This window comes from Micromonospora sp. S-DT3-3-22 (assembly GCF_015354745.1).
In the GTDB taxonomy this organism is placed as follows: Bacteria; Actinomycetota; Actinomycetes; order Mycobacteriales; family Micromonosporaceae; genus Micromonospora; species Micromonospora wenchangensis.
Map to the genome: position 1 here is coordinate 1 of NZ_JACGMO010000128.1, position 22,566 is coordinate 22,566.

General features: G+C 72.9%; 17 protein-coding genes. 12 read left to right on the forward strand and 5 right to left on the reverse strand.

Going from position 1 to position 22,566, the window contains the following annotated elements; genetic code table 11:
• The first annotated feature begins 8 nt into the window (after positions 1-8).
• Positions 9-152, forward strand: a complete 144-nt coding sequence (locus H1A17_RS28020) for a helix-turn-helix domain-containing protein (protein WP_375372839.1) — start codon at positions 9-11, stop codon at positions 150-152.
• An 829-nt stretch (positions 153-981) separates the two neighbouring features.
• Here H1A17_RS28020 and H1A17_RS28025 read toward each other — a convergent pair.
• Complete coding sequence (locus H1A17_RS28025) at positions 982-1,392, reverse strand: VOC family protein (RefSeq protein ID WP_145920366.1); 411 nt, start codon at positions 1,390-1,392, stop codon at positions 982-984.
• A 190-nt stretch (positions 1,393-1,582) separates the two neighbouring features.
• On the opposite strand from H1A17_RS28025, the gene H1A17_RS28030 reads away from it, so the two are divergent.
• The 4 genes from H1A17_RS28030 to H1A17_RS28045 all read left to right on the forward strand — a co-directional run bounded on the left by H1A17_RS28030 (position 1,583) and on the right by H1A17_RS28045 (position 6,774).
• Positions 1,583-1,786 (forward strand): hypothetical protein, encoded by a 204-nt coding sequence (locus tag H1A17_RS28030; protein ID WP_145920365.1) that lies wholly within the window; start codon positions 1,583-1,585, stop codon positions 1,784-1,786.
• A gap of 14 nt (positions 1,787-1,800) precedes the next feature.
• On the forward strand, positions 1,801-3,219 hold the full coding sequence (locus H1A17_RS28035) for a bifunctional 2-polyprenyl-6-hydroxyphenol methylase/3-demethylubiquinol 3-O-methyltransferase UbiG (protein ID WP_194823290.1): 1,419 nt from the start codon (positions 1,801-1,803) through the stop codon (positions 3,217-3,219).
• A complete protein-coding gene (locus H1A17_RS28040; protein ID WP_194823291.1) occupies positions 3,212-5,275 on the forward strand; it encodes a sulfatase-like hydrolase/transferase in 2,064 nt (687 codons plus the stop codon). Before H1A17_RS28035 ends, H1A17_RS28040 begins: the two co-directional genes overlap by 8 nt.
• A gap of 215 nt (positions 5,276-5,490) precedes the next feature.
• Complete coding sequence (locus H1A17_RS28045; RefSeq protein ID WP_145920362.1) at positions 5,491-6,774, forward strand: citrate synthase; 1,284 nt, start codon at positions 5,491-5,493, stop codon at positions 6,772-6,774.
• Positions 6,775-6,844: 70 nt separating this feature from the next.
• Here the strand turns inward: H1A17_RS28045 and H1A17_RS28050 are convergent, their stop codons facing one another.
• On the reverse strand, positions 6,845-8,251 hold the full coding sequence (locus tag H1A17_RS28050) for a glycosyltransferase family 4 protein (protein WP_194823292.1): 1,407 nt from the start codon (positions 8,249-8,251) through the stop codon (positions 6,845-6,847).
• A 327-nt stretch (positions 8,252-8,578) separates the two neighbouring features.
• Between H1A17_RS28050 and glgX the strand changes: the two genes are divergently transcribed.
• The 3 genes from glgX to treZ are packed head-to-tail and all read left to right on the forward strand — an operon-like array spanning position 8,579 to position 14,770.
• The gene (gene glgX / locus H1A17_RS28055; RefSeq protein ID WP_194823293.1) at positions 8,579-10,699 is read left to right on the forward strand and encodes a glycogen debranching protein GlgX; all 2,121 of its coding nucleotides are present in this window, start codon (positions 8,579-8,581) and stop codon (positions 10,697-10,699) included.
• 1 nt (position 10,700) lies between these two features.
• The gene (gene treY / locus H1A17_RS28060) at positions 10,701-13,040 is read left to right on the forward strand and encodes a malto-oligosyltrehalose synthase (RefSeq protein ID WP_194823294.1); all 2,340 of its coding nucleotides are present in this window, start codon (positions 10,701-10,703) and stop codon (positions 13,038-13,040) included.
• On the forward strand, positions 13,037-14,770 hold the full coding sequence (gene treZ / locus H1A17_RS28065) for a malto-oligosyltrehalose trehalohydrolase (RefSeq protein WP_194823295.1): 1,734 nt from the start codon (positions 13,037-13,039) through the stop codon (positions 14,768-14,770). Before treY ends, treZ begins: the two co-directional genes overlap by 4 nt.
• Positions 14,771-14,859: 89 nt before the next feature.
• Here treZ and H1A17_RS28070 read toward each other — a convergent pair whose 3' ends face one another.
• Both H1A17_RS28070 and H1A17_RS28075 read right to left on the reverse strand, forming a co-directional pair.
• A complete protein-coding gene (locus H1A17_RS28070; RefSeq protein WP_088645251.1) occupies positions 14,860-15,360 on the reverse strand; it encodes an NUDIX hydrolase in 501 nt (166 codons plus the stop codon).
• A gap of 39 nt (positions 15,361-15,399) precedes the next feature.
• Positions 15,400-16,776 carry a hypothetical protein gene (locus H1A17_RS28075; protein ID WP_145920357.1) on the reverse strand — a complete coding sequence of 459 codons (1,377 nt, stop codon included), beginning with the start codon at positions 16,774-16,776 and terminating at the stop codon, positions 15,400-15,402.
• A gap of 212 nt (positions 16,777-16,988) precedes the next feature.
• Between H1A17_RS28075 and H1A17_RS28080 the strand changes: the two genes are divergently transcribed.
• Both H1A17_RS28080 and H1A17_RS28085 read left to right on the forward strand, forming a co-directional pair.
• Entirely contained in the window at positions 16,989-17,156 is a 168-nt protein-coding gene (locus tag H1A17_RS28080) for a hypothetical protein (RefSeq protein ID WP_168222510.1), read from the forward strand.
• Positions 17,146-18,330: a helix-turn-helix domain-containing protein gene (locus H1A17_RS28085; RefSeq protein ID WP_194823296.1), complete on the forward strand. Its 1,185-nt coding sequence runs from the start codon at positions 17,146-17,148 to the stop codon at positions 18,328-18,330. The genes H1A17_RS28080 and H1A17_RS28085 overlap by 11 nt, the downstream gene beginning before the upstream one ends.
• A 68-nt stretch (positions 18,331-18,398) precedes the next feature.
• Here the strand turns inward: H1A17_RS28085 and H1A17_RS28090 are convergent, their stop codons facing one another.
• A complete protein-coding gene (locus H1A17_RS28090; protein WP_194823297.1) occupies positions 18,399-20,036 on the reverse strand; it encodes a cellulose-binding domain-containing protein in 1,638 nt (545 codons plus the stop codon).
• A 366-nt stretch (positions 20,037-20,402) separates the two neighbouring features.
• On the opposite strand from H1A17_RS28090, the gene H1A17_RS28095 reads away from it, so the two are divergent.
• Together H1A17_RS28095 and H1A17_RS28100 are read left to right on the forward strand one after the other, a co-directional pair.
• Positions 20,403-21,335 carry a hypothetical protein gene (locus H1A17_RS28095; RefSeq protein WP_194823298.1) on the forward strand — a complete coding sequence of 311 codons (933 nt, stop codon included), beginning with the start codon at positions 20,403-20,405 and terminating at the stop codon, positions 21,333-21,335.
• A 55-nt stretch (positions 21,336-21,390) separates the two neighbouring features.
• Positions 21,391-22,566: histidine kinase (locus H1A17_RS28100; protein ID WP_194823299.1), on the forward strand; the 1,176-nt coding region annotated here is incomplete at its 3' end.

The window sequence follows — 22,566 nt, forward strand, 5'->3', positions numbered from 1 at the left end:
CTCTGCGGCTGCACCGCGCCCTGGCGCTGGCCCGGCGCGGCGTCGGACTGGCCGAGGTGGCCGCCCGCGCCGGCTACGCCGACCAGGCCCACCTCACCCGCGACGTCCGGGACCTGGCCGGCGTCCCACCGACCACCCTGCTCGCCCGCTGACGGCCGTGGCGGGTCCGGGTCGCCGGTCCCGCGCCCCGGGCCGTGCGTCTTTCCGGCGGCCCGTCGTCGGGCTCTCCCACGGTCCGGTCGGGCCACCGGGTGCCCCGGAGGCATGCTGACCGGCCGGCACCCGACCGTGGACGCACCCGACCGGCCGTTCGTCCGCCCGCCCCGCGGCACCGCCCTGCCGACTCGCTGCACCGCCCGCCCCGCAGCACCGCCCTGCCGATTCGCGGCACCGCCCGCCCGCCCCGCGGCACCGCCGCCGTGGCTGGTCGAGGACATGTGGTGCGGGTCCTTTCGAGCTGATGACGTCGACGACTCACCTGCCGGGCCGCCGGCAGGTGGTAGCCGTCGACCTGCCGCCGCACCCGTTCGGTTGGCGCGGCATCCCGGCGATCGTCGTCCGGGCCGGCCAGGGGTCCGGGTGTCTCCCGGGTCCGTCGTCCGGCCGGGTCACGTCGCCGCTCGGCGGGAACTCGGAAGCCGGCCTTCCCGAGGCCCTCGGGTGCGGCGGGACCGGACCGCTCCCCGGCCGCCGTCGCCGAATCCGCCGGACCCACCTGGCCCCCCCACCGCCGGCACCTCGACCAGACGGCGGAGAGCCCCACGGAGGTGTCGGCGTCCCGCCCGGACGGCTCGAACCGGGCGCACCGGCGTCGAACGGAGGCCCGGCCGAGGTGAACCGTAAGCGTCATCAGCTCGAAAGGACCCGCACCGCATACTCCTGCCCCTGCTTGCTCCTGCCCTGCTTACGCCTGCCTGTACTTGGCCTGCCCTGCTCCGGGGCGGAGCTTCCTGTGGGCGGGGGTGCGGTGGGGCCGGTGGGTCAGCTCCGGTCGGGAGCGGCGTCGAGGGGCGCGAACAGGTCCACGCCGTTGCCGTCCGGGTCGTGCAGGATGGCGTACCGCTGACCCCAGAACGCGTCCCACGGGGCGACCTCGCCGTGGAAACCCGCCTCGGTGAGCGCGGTCCAGTACCGGTCCACCTCTGCCGGGTCGGCGCACAGGAAGGCGAGGCTGGCGCGCGGGCTGCCGCTGGGCGGCGTCCAGTCGGGGTGGAAGCTCCGCAGCATCGTCACGGTGTCCCAGGCCAGCCGCAGCCCACCGGGCAGGGTGACCTCGACGTGGTCCTCGTGGTCGGCCCCGGCGGGGATGTCCAGCCCGAGCCGGCGGTAGAAGTCCAGGGTGCGGGCCATGTCGGTGACCGCGGTGCCGATGAGATCGAAGCGGGGCGTCATGTGGCCAGGGTAGGGCGGCGTCCACCCGGGGGTCTTGAACGGAACGGACCGGGCCGAGGAAACCATGTGCACCTCGCGGTAGGACCGGACGACGTACGGTGTCAGGGGAGCAATCCGTCTTTCAGGTGCAAATGCCCCATCGGGTGCGCCTGTCGGCGGTCCATGACGGCGAGGGAAGGGGAGCGGGCCGATGATGCACCTGGCCTACCTGGACGCGGGATCCGGCAGTCTGATCGTGCAGGCGGTGGTCGGCGGAACAGCGGGCGCAGCGGTCGCCGCGAAACTGTACTGGCGGCGGGTGGCGGCCCGGTTCCGCCGCCAGCCCACGGAACCCGCCGAGGTCGGCCAGCCCGCCGGGACCGAGCGGCAGCCGCGCCAGCCCGCCGGCAACTGACCGGTGGCGTACCGATGACCGCCGCCGACCTGCGTATCCGGCCGGAACCCGGTTCCTTCCGCGACCCCGCCAACCGGGTCTTCCACCTGGGTGACCAGGTGCTGCGCGGCCTCGGCCCGCAGGGCGCCGCCGACTGGCGGGCGCTCGCCGGCAGCGAGTTCTTCGCCGCGCTGCTCGCCGAGGGCAAGGTCTGCGGCACCACCCCGGTCGACCCGGCGACGCTGCCGCACACCGGGTGGACGACGGTGTTGCGTCACGAGCGCATCCCGTTCGTCTCGCACCCCTACGAGTGGTCGTTCGGCATGTTGCGGGACGCCGCCCTGCTGCACCTGGAGATCCTGCGTCGGGCCCTCGAGGCGGGGTTCACCACCAAGGACGGGTCGGCCTACAACCTCCAGTGGCGCGGCGCCTCACCGGTCTTCATCGACGTCGGCTCGTTCGTGCCGCTGACCGAGGGCGAGCCGTGGGCCGGCTACCGGCAGTTCTGCCAGACCCTGCTCTACCCGCTGCTGCTCCAGGCCCACCTGGGCGTGGACTTCCAGCCCTGGCTGCGGGCCCGGGTCGACGGCATCGAACCGGACCAGCTGCGCCCGCTGTTCCGGGGCGTCCGCCGGCTGCTGCCCGGGGTGCCGACGCACGTGCACCTGCACGGCGCGATGCAGGCCCGCAACGCCGGGGCCAGCAGCAGCGCCGTCGCCGCCCAACTCCGCGACGCCGGCTACTCCCGGGACCTGGCGCTGGCCACCGTACGCCGGTTGGCGCGGTTGGTCCGCCGGCTGGACCGTCGGGTCGGCGGCGGTCATTGGATCGACTACCAGCGCACCTGCGGCTACAGCACGGCGGACCGGGCGGCCAAGGAGGGTTTCGTCGAGGCGGCGGTGGCGGGCGTCGACGCCGGGCTCGTGCTCGACCTCGGCGCGAACGACGGCCGGTACGCGCGGATCGCCGCCCGGCACGCCGCCCAGGTGGTCGCCGTCGAGCAGGACCCGGCCGTGGTGGACGCCCTCTACCGGGCGCTGCGCGCCGAGGGCGACCAGCGCATCCTGCCGCTGGTGATGGACCTCGCCGACCCGTCGCCCGGCGGCGGCTGGCGGGGGGTGGAACGGGCCGGGTTCGCCGACCGCGCCCACGCCGACGTGGTGCTCGCCCTCGCCGTGGTGCACCACCTGGCGATCGGCCGCAACGTGCCACTGGCTGAGGTGGTAGAGCAGTTGGTCGGCTACGTCCGGCCCGGCGGACGGCTGGTGGTGGAGTTCGTCCACCCGCAGGACCCGATGGCGCGGCGGCTGTTGGCGAACAAACCCGCCGGCCTCTTCCCCGACTACCACCGCGAGGAGTTCGCCCGGCTGCTCGCCGCCCGCTGCCGCGTCGAGCGGCAACTGGAACTGCCCTGCGGCACCCGGACGCTCTACCAGGCGGTGGCGGGTGGCTGAGCCGGCCCCGACCGGCACCGCGGTCCGGCGGCCGGCACCCGTCGCGCCGCCGGTCCCGGACGGGACGTCCACCCCGGCCGGCTGGCGGGTGGAGCTGCGCCGGGCGGGCGAGGTGGTGGCCCTGGTCGGTCTGGTGGTCACCCAGCCCCTGCTCGACGTGCTCGGGCGCAGCCCCGACTTCTTCCTGTTCCACCGGGCCACCGGCGGGGACGTCCTCGCGTTGGTGGCGCTGGTCGCGCTGGTGCCCGGTGCCGCCGTGGTGCTGCTCGGGGCGGCGACCCGGCTGGCCGGGGTCCGGGTCCGGGCCGGCGTCCACACGGTGGTCGTCGGGCTGCTGCTGGCCGCGTTGGCGGTGCAGGTGGGCCGGCAGGCGACACCACTGCGGGGCGTACCGCTGCTGGTGGTGGCGGCGCTGGTCGGGGCGGGCGGGGCGGCGGCGTACCGGCGCTGGTCGGTGCTCGGCCGGGTGCTGCGGGTGGCCGCCCTCGGGCCGCTCGTCTTCGTCGGGTTGTTCCTGTTCGCCTCGCCGGCTTCGGCGGTGGTGCTGCCCCGGGCGCACGAGGGTGCCGCCGGGGTGGCCGGGCCGGGCTCGCACCCGCCGGTCGTCATGATCGTCCTGGACGAGTTGCCGCTGGTGTCGCTGCTTGGCCCGGACGGGCGGATCGACGCGACCCGCTACCCGAACTTCGCCGAGCTGGCCGGTGGCTCGACCTGGTACCGCAACGCCACCGGGGTCAGCGGGTGGACGCCGTACGCGCTGCCGGCGATGCTCACCGGTCGGTACCCGTCGACCCCGTCCGCCCCGCACTACTCGCAGTACCCGGACAACCTCTTCACCGCCCTCGGCGGCCTGTACGACATCCGCGCGCAGGAGAGCATCACCCGGCTCTGCCCGCCCAGCCGCTGTGACCAGCCGGTCGCCCCGGAGCAGGGGCTCGGCGTGCTGGTGCGGGAGAGCGGCGCGCTGCTGGGCCGGATCGCCGCCCCGGTGGACAGCCGCATCGACCCGCAGGAGTCGTACCGGGAGCAGACCGCCGCCGAGGTGGGCCTGGACGCCGCCGAACCGGTCCCGGCCGACCCGAAGTTCCGCTGGGACAGCCTGAACGACAACCAGCCGGCCCGGTTCACCAGCTTCCTGGCCGGCCTGCGCCCGGCCGACCGGCCGACCCTGCACTTCCTGCACCTGCTGATGCCGCACCCGCCGTGGGCGTACCTGCCGTCCGGGGCGCGTTACGACGCGCCGGACGACCTGCCCAACGACGGGGCGGGGTGGGTCGACCTGGCCCGGGCCCGGCACCTGGCCCAGCTGCGGTACACCGACCGGCTGCTCGGCGAGACGCTGCGCACGCTGCGCGCCACCGGCCTGTACGACAAATCGCTTATCGTGCTCACCGCCGACCACGGGGTGAGTTTCACCCGGGACTGGCAGGGCCGGGGGTTGGACGCGATCACGCACGCGCCCGGCGAGGTGGCCTGGGTGCCGCTGTTCGTCAAGGAGCCCGGCCAGCGCGCCGGCCGGGTCGACGACCGCAACTGGGAGCACGTGGACCTGCTGCCCACCATCGCCGACGAGGTGCACGTGCGGGTCCCGTGGCGGCTCGACGGGCGCTCGGCGAAGCAGCCGCCCCGGGAGCGGACCGAGAAGTACTTCTACGACCGGCCCGGTGAGCGGGTGGTCCTGCCCGGCGGGGTGCCGGCCCGGCCCGCCCCGCCCGCCCCGCATCCGCTGGTGGGCACGACGGTGGGGGAGAAGCCGTCGGGTGGCACCGCCTCGGTGGCGCACCTGGGCGCGTTCGACCACGTCGATCCGGGGTCGGGGGAGCTGCCGGCCCTGGTGTGGGGCACCGTGCCCCGGCAGGTGCCGGACGGCACGCTGCTCGCGGTCGCGGTCAACGGCCGGGTCGGCGCGGTCGTCCCGGTGGTGCCGAAGGATCAGGGGGGTCGCCGCTTCGCCGCGTTCCTCGCCGACGACCATCTGTTCCGGGCCGGGGCGAACCGGTTGGACATCTACCGGGTGGGCACCGACGGCGCATTGCGCCGGTTGACCCTCTCCTGAGCTTTAGTCGGCTTTCGCCGCTTTCCACCGTGCCGTTCCGGGCGTCCGGTCGCGGGTGACCCGCTCGCGCCGGGACGGGTTTCCGCGCCGCCGGGTCGGGAAACGGGTGACGCATACCTCACCGCAGAACCACGGCGGGCGGTATCCCCGCGACCGCGATTACGGTAAAAGCGAAGGCAATTCAACGAAGATTCGCCGGCGAAGCGAGGAACCACATGACGGAAGTCAAGCTCGACCACCCCGGTGGGCAGCTTTCGATGCCGGTGCAGGGCGCGGTCGAGGGCCCTGCGGGCATCGGGGTCAGTAAGTTGCTCAAGGAAACCGGGATGACAACATACGACCCCGGTTTCGTGAACACCGCCTCCTGCTCTTCCGCGATCACCTACATCGACGGTGACGCGGGCATCCTGCGGTACCGCGGCTACCCGATCGATCAGCTGGCCGAGAAGTCCTCCTTCCTGGAGGTCTCGTACCTGCTCATCTACGGTGAGCTGCCGACCCAGCAGCAACTGACCGAGTTCAGCGAGCGGATCCGGCGGCACTCCCTGCTGCACGAGGAGATGCGCCGGTTCTTCGACGGCTTCCCCCGGGACGCCCACCCGATGGCCGTGCTGTCCTCGGCGGTCAGCGCCATCTCCACCTTCTACCAGGACAGCCTGGACCCGTTCGACTCCGAGCACGTGGAGATGTCGACGGTCCGGCTGATGGCGAAGGTCCCCACCATCGCCTCGTACGCCTACAAGAAGTCCATCGGTCAGCCGCTGCTGTACCCGGACAACTCGCTGGGCTACGTGGACAACTTCCTGCGGATGACCTTCGGCGTGCCCGCCGAGCCGTACGAGGTCGACCCGGTGGTGGCCCGGGTGCTGGACATGCTGTTCGTCCTGCACGCCGACCACGAGCAGAACTGCTCGACCTCCACCGTCCGGCTGGTCGGCTCCAGCAACGCCAACCTCTTCGCCTCGGTCTCGGCCGGGGTGAACGCCCTGTTCGGCCCGCTGCACGGCGGGGCGAACCAGGCCGTGCTGGAGATGCTGGAGAAGATCGAGGCCGACGGCGGCGACGTCGCGTCCTTCGTCCGCAAGGTCAAGGACAAACAGGACGGCGTGAAGCTGATGGGCTTCGGCCACCGGGTCTACAAGAACTACGACCCACGGGCCGCCATCGTCAAGAAGGCCGCCCAGGACGTGCTCAACCGGATGGCCAAGCCGGACCCGCTGCTGGACCTGGCCATGCAGCTGGAGGAGATCGCGCTCGCCGACGACTTCTTCGTGTCCCGCCGGCTCTACCCGAACGTGGACTTCTACACCGGCCTGATCTACAAGGCCATGGGCTTCCCCACCAAGATGTTCACGGTGCTGTTCGCGCTCGGCCGGCTGCCCGGCTGGATCGCCCAGTGGCGCGAGATGATCAGCGACCCGGAGACGAAGATCGGCCGGCCCCGGCAGATCTACACCGGTGCGCCCGAGCGGGAGTTCACCGCGATCGGGCAGCGCTGACCCTCCCGGTCACGCACGAAGGCCGCCGACCCTCGACGGGTCGGCGGCCTTCGTCGTGGACACTGCGGGCTCAGCGCAGGCCGGCGGCGACGAGCAGGTTGCCCGCCGGGATCGGGGCGGTGACCCGGCCGGTGGCCATCCGCTGCTCGGCGCGCTGCGCGGTGAACGCGGCGTCCCCGGCGATCGCCGAGGCGTACGCCGTCGCGGTGCGCTGGGCGATCGCCGACCAGCCGTACTGCTCGTGGACCATGGCGCGGGCCCGGCGGGCGAGCACCCGGGCGCGTTCCCGGTCGGACAGCAGCGCGTGCACGGCCTCGGTGAGGTCGGCCGGGTCCTCCGGGGCGAAGGTCACCCCGGTCACCCCCGGCTCGACGATCTCGGCCAGCCCACCGGTCTCGGCGACCGCGAGCGGCGCGCCGGCCGCCGCCCCCTCCAGGGCGACCATCCCGAACGGCTCGTAGATGCTGGGCACCGCGAAGCAGTCCGAGGCGGCCATCACGGCCGGCAGGTCGGTGCCGCCGAGGAAGCCCGGCATGGCGACCGTGCCGCCCAGCCCGAGCCGGTGCACCTCGGCCTCCAGTTGAGCCTTGTACGGCCCGTCGCCGACGATCACCGCGCGCAGGCCGGGGTGCCGCTCGCGCAGCCGGGGCAGGCCGGCGAGCAGGTGCTGGACGCCCTTCTCGTAGACCAGCCGGCCGGCGAAGGTGACCAGCGGCCCGTCCCCGGCGAACCGGGCGCGGGCCGAGGTGACCGCCGAGGCCGGCACCTTCCAGCGGTGCGGCTCGACCCCGTTGGGCACCACGTCGACCCGGCCGATCGGCACGTCGAACAGCGCGTTCACCTCGTCGCGCATGTAGCCGGAGCAGACGATCACCCGGCCGGACTCGGCGGCCAGCCACTGCTCCACCCCGTGGATGGTGCGGTTCATCTCGCCCGGCAGCCAGCCCTGGTGCCGGCCGGCCTCGGTGGCGTGGATGGTGCTGACCAGCGGCACGTCCAGGTGCGCGCGCAGCGTCATGGCGGTGTGCGCGACCAGCCAGTCGTGGGCGTGGATCACGTCGTACGCGCCGGACTCGGCGGCCCGCAGCGCGGCCCGGGTCAGGGTGTGGTTGAACGCCATCGTCCAGGCCAGCAACGAGTCGGTGGCCAGCGGGAAGGTCACCGGGTCCTCGGCGGCCCGGACGATCCGCACGCCGTCGGCGTACTCCTCCAGCGGCGCGCCGTCGGTGTGCCGGGTGACGACGGTGACCTCGTGCCCGGCGGCGGCCAGGGCCACCGACAGGGCGTGCACGTGCCGGCCGAGCCCGCCCACCAGCACCGGCGGGTACTCCCAGGAGAGCATCAGGATGCGCCGGGTGCGCGGGGGCACGCCGGAGCCGTTGCTCTGCTGGGGGATCTGGGGCCGGGAGGTGGGGGTGGGCCGGCAGGTCCGGTCCACAGCGGTCGCGAGCTGGTCGCTGACCCGCAGGGTGGTCACATCAGTCTCCGTCCATGCACGCAGGGTCGCGCCGGCATCGGTGGCGGCGGTGACGGTGGCGGTGGTGAGGGGTGGCCGAGGGCCGAGGCGGACCCACCCGCGCGGGCGCGTCCGCGTCAAGCAAAGGGCATCACGCGGCCCGGCGCATCTCGAAAGGGCCTATCGTGACGGACGACACCCGACGGTACGTGACCCCTCGGACGGGTGGATGTCGGGCGCCGTCCGAACGGGTGGATTGGCCGGACCGGGCGCGGGGCATTAGCGGCGTGCGCACCGGCGGTCTCCGACCCGGCCGGTGTGCTCATGATCATGGGCCGAAGGAGCGACATGCAGGTCTGGCCGGGTGAGCGTTACCCCCTGGGCGCCACCTATGACGGGATGGGCACCAACTTCGCGATCTTCTCGGAGGTCGCCGAGAAGATCGAGTTGTGCCTGTTCGACGAGTGGGACACCGGCGCCGAGCGCCGGGTCGAGCTGCGTGAGGTCGACGCGTACGTCTGGCACGCGTACATCCCCGGGATCGAGCCGGGCCAGCGGTACGGCTACCGGGTGCACGGCCCGTACGACCCGGCCAACGGGGTCCGGTGCAACCCGCACAAGCTGCTGCTCGACCCGTACGCCAAGGCGGTCGACGGGGAGGTCACCTGGGACCCGGCGGTCTACGACTACGAGCTGGGCGGCGACCCGGACCGGATGTCGCAGACCGACTCGGCCCCGTTCATGCCCAAGTCGGTGGTGGTGAACCCGTACTTCGACTGGGGCAACGACCGGCCGCCGCGTACCCCCTACCACCACTCGGTGATCTACGAGGCGCACGTGCGCGGGCTGACCATGCGCCACCCCGGCATCCCGGAGGAGCTGCGCGGCACCTACGCGGCGATCGCCTCCCCGGTGATGATCGACTACTTCCGACAGCTCGGGGTGACCGCCGTCGAGCTGATGCCGGTGCACGAGTTCGTGCACGACCACCGGCTCGCCGACCTGGGCATGCGCAACTACTGGGGCTACAACAGCATCGGCTTCTTCGCCCCGCACCACGGCTACTCGGCGCTGGGCCGGCTCGGCCAGCAGGTGCAGGAGTTCCGGGGCATGGTCAAGGCGCTGCACGCCGCCGGCATCGAGGTCATCCTCGACGTGGTCTACAACCACACCGCCGAGGGCAACCACCTCGGCCCGACGCTGAGCTTCAAGGGCGTCGACGCCCCCAGCTACTACCGGTTGTCCGAAGAGGACAGACGCTACTTCGTCGACTACACCGGCACCGGCAACAGCCTCAACGTACGCAGCCCGCACTCGCTCCAACTGATCATGGATTCGTTGCGCTACTGGGTGACCGAGATGCACGTCGACGGGTTCCGCTTCGACCTCGCCGCCACCCTGGCCCGGGAGTTCTACGAGGTGGACCGGCTGTCCACGTTCTTCGAGGTGGTGCAGCAGGACCCGGTGGTCAGCCAGGTGAAGCTGATCGCCGAACCGTGGGACGTCGGCCCCGGCGGCTACCAGGTCGGCAACTTCCCACCCCTGTGGACGGAGTGGAACGGCAAGTACCGCGACACGGTCCGCGACTTCTGGCGCGGCGAGCCGGCCACCCTGGCCGAGTTCGCGTCCCGCATCTCCGGCTCCGCCGACCTCTACCAGGACGACGGCCGCCGCCCCTTCCACAGCATCAACTTCGTCACCTGCCACGACGGTTTCACCCTCAACGACCTGGTGTCGTACAACGACAAGCACAACGAGGCCAACGGCGAGGAGAACCGGGACGGCGAGGGCCACAACCGGTCGTGGAACTGTGGCGTCGAAGGGGAGACCGACGACCCGGGCGTCACCGCCCTGCGGGCCCGGCAACGGCGCAACTTCCTGGCCACCCTGATGCTCTCCCAGGGCGTGCCGATGATCGGCCACGGCGACGAGCTGGGCCGCACCCAACGCGGCAACAACAACGCCTACTGCCAGGACAGCGAACTGGCCTGGGTCGACTGGGAACACGCCGACGACGAGCTGCTCGACTTCGTCCGGCGGCTCACCGACTTCCGCAACCGGCACCAGGTGTTCCGCCGCCGCCGGTTCTTCACCGGCCTGCCGGTGGGGGGCCGCAACGCCGAGGCGGGGCTGCCCGACCTGGCCTGGTACACCCCCGACGGCCGGGAGATGACCGGCGAGGACTGGGGCAACGACTTCGGCCGGTCGGTGGCCCTGTTCGTCAACGGCGACGGCATCCCCGAACGCGGCCAGTACGGCCAGCGGCACCGCGACGCCTCGTTCGTGCTCTGCTTCAACGCCCACGACGCGCCGCTGGACTTCACCCTGCCCGGCGCGGAGTTCGGCCAGCGCTGGGAGTTGGTGATCAGCACCGCGGAACCGGAACCGGAGAAGCCGACGGTGGTCGAGGCGGGCGGCACGGTCGGCGTGCCGGACCGCTCCCTGGTGGTCCTGGAGAGGACGGTCTGACATGCCCGCAGAGCCCCGACCCGACCCGACGGCGACGGTCGGGTCGACCTACCGCGTCCAGGTCCGACCCGGGTTCGATCTCGACACCACCGCCGGGCTGGCCGACTGGCTCGCCGCGCTGGGCGTCACCCACCTCTACAGCGCCCCGCTGCTCACCGCGACCCCCGGCTCCGCGCACGGCTACGACGTGGTCGACCACCGCGCGGTCAACCCGGAGCTGGGCGGAGAGGCCGGCCGGCAGCGGCTGGTCCGGGCGTTGCGGGCGGCCGGGCTGGGCCTGGTCGTCGACATCGTGCCCAACCACGCCGGGGTCGCCCAGCCGGCCGCCAATCCGGCCTGGTGGGACGTGCTGCGCCGGGGCCGGGCGTCGGCGTACGCCGACTGGTTCGACATCGACTGGGACCGGGGCCGGCTGCTGCTGCCGGTGCTCGCCGACACCCCCGACGCGCTCGACGACCTCAAGCTGGTCGACGGGGAGCTGCGCTACCACGAGCACCGGTTCCCGGTCGCCGACGGCACCGGCACGGGCAGCCCCCGCCAGGTGCACGACCGGCAGCACTACCAGCTCGTCTCCTGGCGGCGCGGCGACAGCGAGCTGACGTACCGCCGGTTCTTCGCCGTGTCCGACCTGGCCGGGCTGCGGGTGGAGGACCCGGCGGTCTTCGACGCCACCCACGCCGAGGTGCTGCGCTGGGTCGCCGCCGGTGAGGTCGACGGCATCCGGGTCGACCACCCCGACGGCCTGCGCGACCCGGCCGGCTACCTGGCCCGGTTGCGCGCCGCCGCCCCGCACGCCTGGCTGGTGGTGGAGAAGATCCTGGAGTACGGCGAGGAGCTGCCCGACTGGCCGGTCGACGGCACCACCGGCTACGACGCGCTGGCCGCCGTCTGCGGGCTGTTCGTCGACGGGCGCGTGGAGGGCGACTTCACCGCCCTCGACGCCCGGCTCACCGGTCACCACACCTCCTGGCAGGACCTCACCCACGCCACCAAGCTGGAGGCCGCCACCCGGCTGCTCGCCGCCGAGCTGGGCCGGCTCGCCGCCCTCGCCCCCGACCTCGACCGGGACGCCACCCGGGCGGCCCTGGCGGAGCTGGCCGCCTGCTTCCCGGTCTACCGGGGCTACCCGCCGCACGGGGCCCGGCACCTGGCCGCTGCCCGCGCCGAGGCGGGTCGCCGCCGACCCGACCTCACCGCCACCCTCGACGCGGTGACCGCGCTGTTACGCCGCCCCGAGCACGAGCTGGCCGCCCGGTTCCCGCAGCTCACCGGCGCGGTCATGGCCAAGGGGGTGGAGGACACCGCCTACTACCGGTGGAGCCGGTTCGTGGCGCTGAACGAGGTCGGCGGCTCGCCCGCCCACTTCGGGGTGCCGCCGGCCGAGTTCCACCGGTTCGCCGCCGCCCGGCAGGTCCGCTGGCCGACCGGCATGACCACGCTGTCCACCCATGACACCAAGCGCGGCGAGGACGTCCGGGCCCGGCTCGCCGTGCTCGCCGAGCTGCCGGCCCGCTGGGCGGAGCAGGTCGGCGACTGGACCGCCCGCGCGCCGCTGGCCGATCCGGCCTTCGCCCACCTGCTGTGGCAGACCGCCGTGGGCGCCTGGCCGATCGACCGGGAACGGCTGCACGCGTACGTGGAGAAGGCCGCCCGGGAGGCGTCGGTCTCGACGAGCTGGGCCGACCCCGACCCGACCTTCGAGCACGACCTGCACGCCCTGGTCGACCGGATGTACGACGACCCGCAACTGCACGCCGAGATCACCGCGTTCGCCGACCGGATCACCCCGGCCGGCTGGTCCAACGCGCTCGGGCAGAAGCTGGTGCAGCTCGCCATGCCCGGGGTGCCCGACACCTACCAGGGCACCGAGCTGTGGGAGAACTCCCTGGTCGACCCCGACAACCGCCGTCCGGTCGACTTCGCCGTACGCCGGGAGCTGCTGGCCCGGCTCGATGCCGGCTGGCAGCCGGCGGTGGCCGCCGACGGCGCGGCCAAGCTGCTGGTGGTCTCCCGCACGCTGCGGCTGCGCCGCGACCACCCGGAGCTGTTCGCCGGCTACCGGCCGGTGGCCGCGCACGGGCCGGCCGCCGCGCACGTGGTCGCCTTCGACCGGGGTGGCGCGGTCGCGGTGGCCACCCGGCTGCCGGTGGGGCTGGCCCGCGACGGCGGCTGGCGCGACACCCGCCTGTCGATGCCCGGCAACAGTGTTACCGACGTGTTCACCGGACAGGTCTACAGTGGGTCTGAGCTGCTCCTTCATGATCTGCTGAGCACCTACCCCGTCGCTCTCCTCGCGCCCACCGCCCTGGCTCCCACCGACTCCGTGGAGGCTGCCGCATGACCGAGTTCACCGTCTGGGCGCCCGACGTCGCCCGGATCCGGCTGCGTCGTCCCGGCGTCGCCGACCACGACATGCGGGCCGGGCCGGACGGATGGTGGCGGGTCGAGGTGCCCGACGCCGGCCCCGGCACCGACTACGCGTTCCTGCTGGACGACGAGGACACCCCGCTGCCCGACCCGCGCTCGGCGTGGCAGCCGGCCGGGGTGCACGGGCCGAGCCGGCGCTACGACCACGCCGCCTTCGACTGGACCGACCAGGGCTGGACCGGCCGGCAACTGTCCGGCAGCATCCTCTACGAGCTGCACATCGGCACGTTCACCCCGGAGGGCACCTTCGACGCGGCGATCGACCGCCTCGACCACCTGGTCGACCTCGGCGTCGACCTGATCGAGCTGCTCCCGGTGAACGCCTTCAACGGCGAGCACAACTGGGGCTACGACGGGGTCTGCTGGTTCGCCCCGCACGAACCCTACGGCGGGCCGGACGGGCTGAAACGGCTCGTCGACGCCGCCCACGCCAAGGGCCTGGGGGTGATCCTCGACGTCGTCTACAACCATTTCGGGCCCTCCGGGGCCTACGCGCCGAGCTTCGCGCCGTACCTGAGCGGGCAGAGCAACCCGTGGGGTCGCACGGTCAACCTGGACGGCCCGCACTCCGACGGGGTGCGCCGCTACATCATCGACTCGGTGCTGATGTGGTTGCGCGACTACCACGTCGACGGACTGCGGCTCGACGCCGTGCACGCGATGCCCGACTCCCGGGCCACCCACGTGCTGGAGGAGCTGGCGGTCGAGGTGGAGGCGCTCGCCACCCACCTGGGCCGGCCGCTGTCGCTGATCGCCGAGTCCGACCTCAACGACCCCCGGCTGATCACCGCCCGGGAGGCCGGCGGCTACGGGCTGCACGCCCAGTGGAACGACGACGCCCACCACGCCCTGCACACCCTGCTCACCGGGGAGCGGCAGGGCTACTACGGCGACTTCGGCTCGCTGGAGTGCCTGGCCGACGTGCTGACCGGCGCGTTCTTCCACGCCGGCACCTGGTCCAGCTTCCGCAACCGCACCCACGGCCGCCCGGTGGACCGGCACACCGTCCCCGGCCACCGGTTCGTGGCCTACCTGCAAAATCACGACCAGGTCGGCAACCGCGCCACCGGTGACCGGATCTCCGCCGGGTTGTCGCCCGCGTTGCTGCGGGTCGGGGCGATGCTGCTGCTGACCGCGCCCTTCACCCCGATGCTGTTCATGGGGGAGGAGTGGGCGGCCAGCACCCCGTGGCAGTTCTTCACCAGCCACCCGGAGCCGGAGCTGGCGGCGGCGGTGGCGACCGGCCGGCGGCGGGAGTTCGCCGCGCACGGTTGGCCGCCCGGCGAGGTGCCCGACCCGCAGGACCCGCAGACCTTCCTACGCTCCCGGCTCGACTGGGCCGAGCTGGACAAACCCGAACACCGCGAGATGTACGACTTCTACCGACGGCTGATCGCGTTGCGCAAGAGCCGGGCCGACCTGTCCGACCCCCGCCTGCACCGGGTGGAGGTACGCCACGGCGACGAGTTCCTGGTGATGCGCCGGGGCGAGTGCCTGGTGGTGGCGAACCTCGCCGGCCGACGGCAGCGGGTCACCCTGCCCGGGGTAGCGCGTCGGGTGCTGCTCACCACCGGGGAGGGGGTCACGGTGATGCGCGACCGGGTCGAGCTGCCGGCGGAGACGGCGGCGATCGTGGCCCTCTGAACGCGGCGGAAGCCACGATGAGGCTCCAGACCCGGCCGCTCACGCCGGCCCACAGCAGGCAGGAAAAGGTCGGGAAGGTCTCGGGTAGATCAATCCTGCCGGCATTGCCGTGCAGCGGTTCCGCCGTCGGCGAGGTAGATCGGGGTACGACGGGTTCGTGCGCGAATCGCGGCACCCACCCGTGGGGCGACGTTGCCGGGAAGGCGTTGTTGGGCTTCGTCAGGTGCGAAGAAACCAGCGTCTTCGATCTCCTGCCTCGGCAGGGTGAAACCGTCGTGTCGGGTGACGGTCCCACAGTCGAAGGTGAAGTGGACGAGGGCACGCGGCCGTTGCCCGGCCGGGGGTGCCCAGTCCACGACAAGTAGCTCACCCACCGCCACGGCGATGCCGAGTTCTTCCCGGGCTTCGCGGGCGCATGCCTGGTGCGGGTACTCGTCCTGTTCCACGTACCCGCCCGGGAAGGCCCAGTGATCGCGGTAGGTGGGCTTGACGAGGAGCACATCGCCCACCGCGTCGGTGATGAAGGCGGCCGTGGCGGCATGGAAGGCGGGCAGGTTCGCATACCAGGTGCTGGGCTCCGTCCACGTCACGTGTGTGACGTTAGCCGGAGGTGTCGATGCGAGCTTGCGTTACTTCAACGGCCCCGGGTGCGGGCGCGATGACGGTACGGGTGCGAGCGTGCTGAGGAGGTCGTGGACGTCGGCCATCGCTCGGTGGGGGTTCAACACGGCGGTGAGTTCCTGGACGCGCTGCGTCACCCGGGCAGAGCTAACCTGCGACGCGTGTCGTGCGGCCTCCCGGCCCCAGGTACAGGCTGCTTCGATGTCTCCGGCCTGAGCATGGGTCAGCGCGATCAGGGCGCTGTGTAATGCGCGCGTCCGGGCATTCGGGCTGGCGAGGGTGATCGCGTCGGATGCGTGCCGTAGTGCTTGCCGGTGCAGGCGTAGGTCGCTGAGGCACTTCAGGGTGGCACCCGCGAGGTGGGCCGGGCTGAAGTAGCTCACCCATTGTGGGCTCTCGTCCTTCCGCATCCGATCGACAGCCCGCTCTGCCTTGGCGAGCGCTGCTCGACAGGCGCGTCTCTCCCCGGAACGGCCGTATGCGCTGGCTGCCGTGGTGTAGAGCCGGGCTCGGACCGCAGCGGGGGCGCGGCCTGCCCCCTCGACGGCTGCCTCCGCGAGTCGGGCGGCGTCCCGGGTACTCCCGAGATAAGAGGCCTGAGTGGCGAGGTTTGCCAGGAGATGTGCACCGTAGAGGCGGTCATCTGCGGCCTTGGCGAGTCGTAGCGCGATGGTGACGTGATGCTGAGCGATGCCGTGTTCACCTGCGTCGTAGGACATGAAGGCGAGCTGGCCGCAGAGCGCCGCGGTGGCGCGCATGAGATCACGCCCGACAGCATCTGCATAGGCGCCATGCAACATGGGAATTACCTGCCGGGCGAGGAGATCGGCCATGAGTGCGCGGGTGTGCGGGGAGCCGCCGCCGTGGCGTCGATCGAGGTCGGCGAAGTGTCCGGCGAGGAGGTGCAGCGGTTGAATGTCGGCCGCCGTCAACGACGGTCGCCCATCGCGGGTCACCTGTGGGTCGGGAAGGTCGTACCGCCAGGCGAACGCGGCCTGTAGCGCCGCTCCGCTGTGGAACACCCCTCCGATCGGTGAGTTGACCCGATGGGCGAGGAGCGTCCAGAGCCGTCCGGCAGCATCGATGGCACCGCCGGCAGTCGAGGGATAGGCGGCATCCGCGAGATCGGTGCCGACGAATCCGAGTTCCGAAATCTCCACGGGACGGCCGAGCTTCCGGGCGATCGTCTCCGCCATCGCGATCTGCACGTGCTCAGCTGGCCGACGTCCACGAAGCCACCAGTAGACGCTGGCCGCGTCGTAACGCCAGATGCCCTGAGCCCGGCCCGCGTGGTTGACCTGGCGGGCGAATGCGGCATGCGCATTGCCGTAGCCAGCGGCGAACAGCAGGGCATCAAGAGCCTTGTTCGTTACCGACCGCGCCATTCATCTACCCCCGGGAGTCGACTGGCTACTACCAGCGACGAGCGTAGAGGGAGAACTGGCGTGACAGGGACCCACGCAAGCCCACGCAACCCTGGGTAGGGGCGGCGCAATCGCGCACACGGCTCGTCATCTGGTCGGTCGGCCAGCAGTCGACTTCGCTGAGCCCATCAGGGGAGCCGGCGAAGGCCCCCGGAGTGTCGACGGAGGCGGATATGCGTGAGCAGGGGAACGAGCGGATCGCGAGTCGGGGAGAGCAGGCCGAGGCCGCCGAGCACGAGGCCGCCAAGCGTCGCATTCTCGCGCAGGCCGAGGCGGAGCGGATACCCGTCGAGGACACGACGCGCGCCGTGCCGGATCGGCGGTGGCGGCGTGGGCGCTGACGACCTTCCGGTCGGGCGGCGGGTGGCGCGCTGGCGGGTGCGCCGTCGGATGAGCCAGCAGGTCTTCGCCGACCGGCTCGGCAAGTCGAAGAGTTGGGTGGACAAGGTCGAACGTGGGGTCCGCACGCTGGACCGGTACTCGGTGATCCAGGAGATCGCCGAGGTGCTGCGGGTCGATCCGGCGCTGCTGCTCGGCACCCGGCTGCCGTCGTCGGGCCGGATCGCCGAGCTGGACGGGGTGGACGGGCTGCGCGCCGCCCTCGCCCGCTACGACCACACGGCGGCCGTGGTGCCGTCGGCGGTCCTGGAACGGCACGTCGCACACGCCTGGCTGACCTACCAGCACGGGCACTACGCGCAGGTGGTGCGGGCGCTGCCGGGGTTGCTCGACGCCACCAGCAGCCGGCACGCGACAGCACCCGGGGGAGCGGCGGAACTGCTGGTGCAGACGTACCGGATCACCTCGGCGGTGCTGGTGAAGCTCGGTGAGGCCGACCTCGGGTGGTTGGCCGCCGACCGGGCGGTGGCCGTGGCCGGCGACGACCCCGCGCTGGCCGGGACGGCGGCGGTGGCGGTCGGGCAGGCGCTGCGTGCGCTGGGCCGTGGGCGGTTGGCGCTCGCGGTGACGGTGACGGCCGCGCGCCGGGTCGCCCCGAGGCCGGTACGCGACGCCCCGGCGGCACGGCAGGCGCTCTGCGGGACGTTGCTGCTCCAGGCCGCTCTGGCCGCTGCCGAGCACGGTGACCCCCGCCGGGCCGACGAGTTGATCGACCTGGCCGCCGGTATCGCCGCCCGGGTCGGGGCCGGCGACGACCCGCACCACGGTGGTTTCGGGCCGGTCGCCGTCGAGCTGGCCCGGATGGTGGTGGCGATCGAGGTGGGCGACGCCGGCGAGGCGGTCCACCGGCACGAGCAGGTGGTCCGTCGGGAGGGCTGGCGGCTCCTGCCGGCCGAGTACCGCGCTGCCGGTCTGGTCGATGCCGCGCGGGCGTACCTCCAGGTCGGCGACCTGTTCGGGGCGGGTCGGGTGCTGATCGAGGCGGACGGCATCGCGCCGGCCGAGGTGCGGTGCCGACCGGTGGCCCGTACGGTGATCGCCGAACTGGCCCGGGGGCGACCGACGGTGGCCGGCGTCGCGCGACTGGCCACGCTGGTCGGCCTCACCCCGCGCTGACCATGAGTTGCCTTCAGGGGTGGCCCGGCCGGTCCGACCGGCCGGGCCACCACCCCGAGAAAGGGCGGTTACAGGGTGACCTGCCGGCCGCCGAGGGTCACCACGAGCCGCCCGTCGGAGGCGAAGGACCACCCGATGGCCCCGGTGTACGACGCGCAACGCGAGCCGTTGCTGCCGTTCCAGAACTGGTTGGAGCTGTCGCTGTTGCCGACGATCTTGTCGTTGGACCCGCTGCCGCTGCGGCACGAGGTGTTGTTCCGGAACACCGAGCTGCCGCCGTCGAACGAGAAGTTGCGCTCGGTGTTGTCGATGCCGAGGTTGTTCGAGACCGTCATCGTGCCGAGGTTGCGGTTGTAGGTGAAGCCGTGCTTGCCGTTGCGGAAGGCGATGTTGCGCCGCACGATGTGGTTGACCCCGATGTCCTCGCCGCCGAGCTTGTAGCCGTTGCGGTCACCGTTGCCGTTCTGGGTGCCGTTGCTGAGCGTCCCGTTGTTGTAGGCCAGGGAGTCCTCGATGGTCACCGGGCCGATCGGGCCGGTGTCGGTCTTGGTGTAGAGGTCCCACCCGTCGTCGATGTTGTTGTGGGACACCGCGTACCGGAAGATGTTGCCGGTGCCGACGGTGAGTTTCGCGGCGAAGCCGTCGGCGTCCTCACCGTCGGAGTCGGCGTTGTCGTGTGACTCGGCGCTGAGCACCAGGTTGTTCGACGGCCACTGGTCGCGGGGGGTGCTGGAGGCGATCCGGGAGAGCTGGAGCCCGCTGTCCCGGTTGAACCGGGTCACCGTCCGCTCGATGATGTTGTTGCTGCCGCCGACGAAGATCCCGTTGTCGCCGGCCCGCTCCACGATCAGGCCCTGGACGTGCCAGTACGACCCGTTGAGGGCGAGCCCCCGGTTGGCCGGGTCCTCACTCATCGCCGAGAAGTTCAGCACCGGCTTCTCACCCGGGTAGGCGAACAGCTTCTTGCGCGCGCTGGCGGTGCCGTTGTTGCCGGGTTCGATGGTGACGGTCTGCGCCAGGTTGTAGGTCCCGGCGCGGACGTAGATCGTCCCGCCGGCGGTGACCCGGGTGATGGCCGAGGCGAGGGTGGTCGGGTTCGCCTGGGTGCCGGCCGCACCGGCGCTGCCGTTGGTCGCCACGTACAGGGTGCTGCCGCTCGGCGGCGGGGTCGTGGGCGGCGGGGTGGTCGGCGGGGGCGTGGTGGGTGGCGGGGTGGTCGGGGGTGGGGTGGTGGGCGGTGCGGTGGTGGGTGGTGCGGTCGTCGGGGGCGCGGTGGTGGGGGTGGTGCCGCCGGTGCAGGCCACCCCGTTGACCGCGAAACCCGTCGGGGTCGGGTTGCTGCCGGTCCAGGTGCCGTTGAAGCCGAACGTGACCGTGCCGTTGGTGCCGACGGCGCCGTTGTAGTCGGCGTTCGCCGCGCTGACGGTGCTGCCGCTCTGGCTGAACGTGGCGTTCCAGCCCTGGTCGACGCGCTGGCCGGCGGTGAACGACCAGGTGGCCGCCCAGGAGCTGATCGGGTCACCGAGGTTGGTGAGGGTGACGCTCGCGGTGAAGCCGCCGGACCACTGGCTGGCCACCGCGTAGTCGACCCGGCAGCCGGCGGCGGCCTGGGCCGCGTTCGCGGTGACCACCGTGCCGGCCGTGGTGAGCGCCGTCGCGGCGACCGCGGAGATCCACCACGCCGTGCGGCGCTGGCGAAGGATCATGGTTCTCTCCTGTGGATGTGGTGAGGGAGCCCGCGCGGGGGACCGGCGACGCCGGTGCCCGGCGGGGGCGGGGCAGGCGGGCCCGCCCTACAGGCCCGTCACGGGAGGGACCGCTCGCGCCGGACCAGCCCGGATCGTCGGACGCGAGGTGTTGCCGTCGGGACGACCGGGGCCGCTCCCGAGGCGCTGACCAGTCAGTTCGAGCAGGTAAGCGCTTTCCCTCCCACGGTACTGACCGTTCTCGATGCCGTCAATCGGGCGGCGGCCCGCCTCCACCCTGGGGAGGAGCCGACCTCCGACCCGGGGCCACGACCGGGGCTCCCGGTCGGACGCGGTCGGGCCGCCGACCGGCGAACGTCTACAGGCATGACTGACGTGATGTCCCGGGCGACCCGACGGCACCGCCCCCTGGTTCTGCTCAGCGCCGCCATGGCGGTGCTCGCCGTGGTCACGGCCGTCGGCCTGCTCGCCGATCCACGGGTGCTCACCGGCGCGCCGATCTGGCTCAAGCCGTTCAAGTTCTCGGTGTCCTTCGTGCTCTACGGGGCCACCCTCGCCTGGATGCTGGCCCAACTGCCCCGCCGCAGCCGGGTCGGGGAGTGGGCCGGCAGCGTGGTGGTGGCCACGGCCCTGATCGAGATGGCGGTGATCGTCGGGCAGGTGCTGCGCGGCACGACCAGCCACTACAACGAGACCAGCCCGCTCAACGCCGCGCTCTGGCAGGTGATGGGCGCGGCCGTCATGGTGCTGTTCGTCGCGCACGTCGTCGTCGCGGTCACCCTGCTGGTGCGGCGGGCCGGGGACCGGGCCACCCGGTGGGCGATGGGGTTCGGGCTCGGCCTGTCCGCGCTGGGCATGCTGGTGGCGGTGCCGATGACCCAGCCCGGACAGGCGTCGGCCGACGCCGGGATCACCGGGGCGCACAGCGTCGGGGTGCCCGACGGCGGGCCGGGGCTGCCCGTCGTCGGCTGGAGCACCACCGGGGGCGACCTGCGGATCGGGCACTTCGTCGGGCTGCACGCCATGCAGGCGCTGCCGATCCTGGCCTTCCTCCTGCGCCGCTACCTGGGCCGCTGGCTCGACGAGGCCGACCGGGTCCGGCTGCTGGCCGTCGCGGGCACCGGGTACGGCGTACTCACGCTGCTGCTGACCTGGCAGGCGCTGCGCGGGCAGCCGCTGCTGCGGCCGGACCTGACCACGCTCGCCGCGCTGGCCGCCCTGGTGGCCGCGACCGCGCTCGCCGTGACGGCGGTGGTGGCGTCCCGGCGGCGTCGCCCGGAACTGGCGCTGGCCGCGTGACCACCACCCACCCGGCGGGTCCTGCGCCGGCCCTGCGGTCCGTAGGCTGACCGACGTGGGTTGGCTGGGACGACTGTTCGACACGCGGGACACGCTGGTGCGGATGGTCCTGCTCGACCTCAGCGGCCTGTGCTACCTCCTCTTCGGCACCAAGACCGGTCAGCCGCCGACGGGCCCGCAGTGGGCGCTCGCGGTGGTCGCCTTCGCCGTCGCGTTGCTGGCCCACCGCCGGCCGCTGCTCAACCTGACGGCGCAGACCGCCCTGCTGGTCGCCGCGATCGTCGTCCTCGACGACACCACGATCAACCAGGTCGGGGCGAGCTGGGCGCTGCTCGAGGTGACCATGCGGTCCCGGCGTCCCCGCACCGGCTGGTGGGCGGCCGTGGGGTTGACCGTGGTCGCGGCGTTCGACCCGTCCGGGCACACCGGCCGGGGGGTCACCGGCACGGTGTTCGGGCTGCTGGTGGACGTCGGCCTGCCGCTGCTGATCGGCACCGTGGTGCGGACCAACCGGGAACTCGGCCGGCAGGCCGACGAACGGGACCGGGCCGAGCACCTGCACCGCGAGTCGGAGCAGCGGGCGGCGCGCGCCGACGAACGCAGCGCCATCGCCCGGGAGCTGCACGACGTGGTCGCCCACCACGTGGCCTCGATGGTGCTGCGCGTCGGCGTCGCCCGGCACGTCCTCACCGACCTCGACCCCCGGGTCGGTGCCGTCTTCGACGACGTGCACGCCACCGGGACGGCGGCGCTGGCGGACCTGCGCGGGCTGGTCGCGGTGCTGCGCGATCCGGACGTGGCGCACGGCGACGCGACGTTGACCGCGATCGAGCCGTCGGCGCTGCCGGCCGCGCTCGGGGCGGCGGTCGACCGGGCCCGGCAGGCCGGGGTGACGGTGGCGGCGGACGTCGCCCCGGCGGTGGGCACCCTCGACGCGGTACGCGGGCTGGCGGTGCTGCGGTTGACCCAGGAGGCGCTGACCAACGTGGTGAAACACGCCGGAACGTCCGCGCGGGCGCGGTTGACCGTGTCGGTGGTCGACGACGCCGTCCACTGGGAGGTGGCCGACGACGGGCGGGGCTGGGCGCCGACGGCGGTGCCACCCGGCGGCGGGCACGGCCTCACCGGTATGCGGGAACGGGTCGAGGTGCTCGGCGGCCGGTTGGACGCCGGCCCCGCCGGCACCGGGTGGCGGGTCCGGACGGTGCTGCCCGCCGTGGCGTCCGCCGCC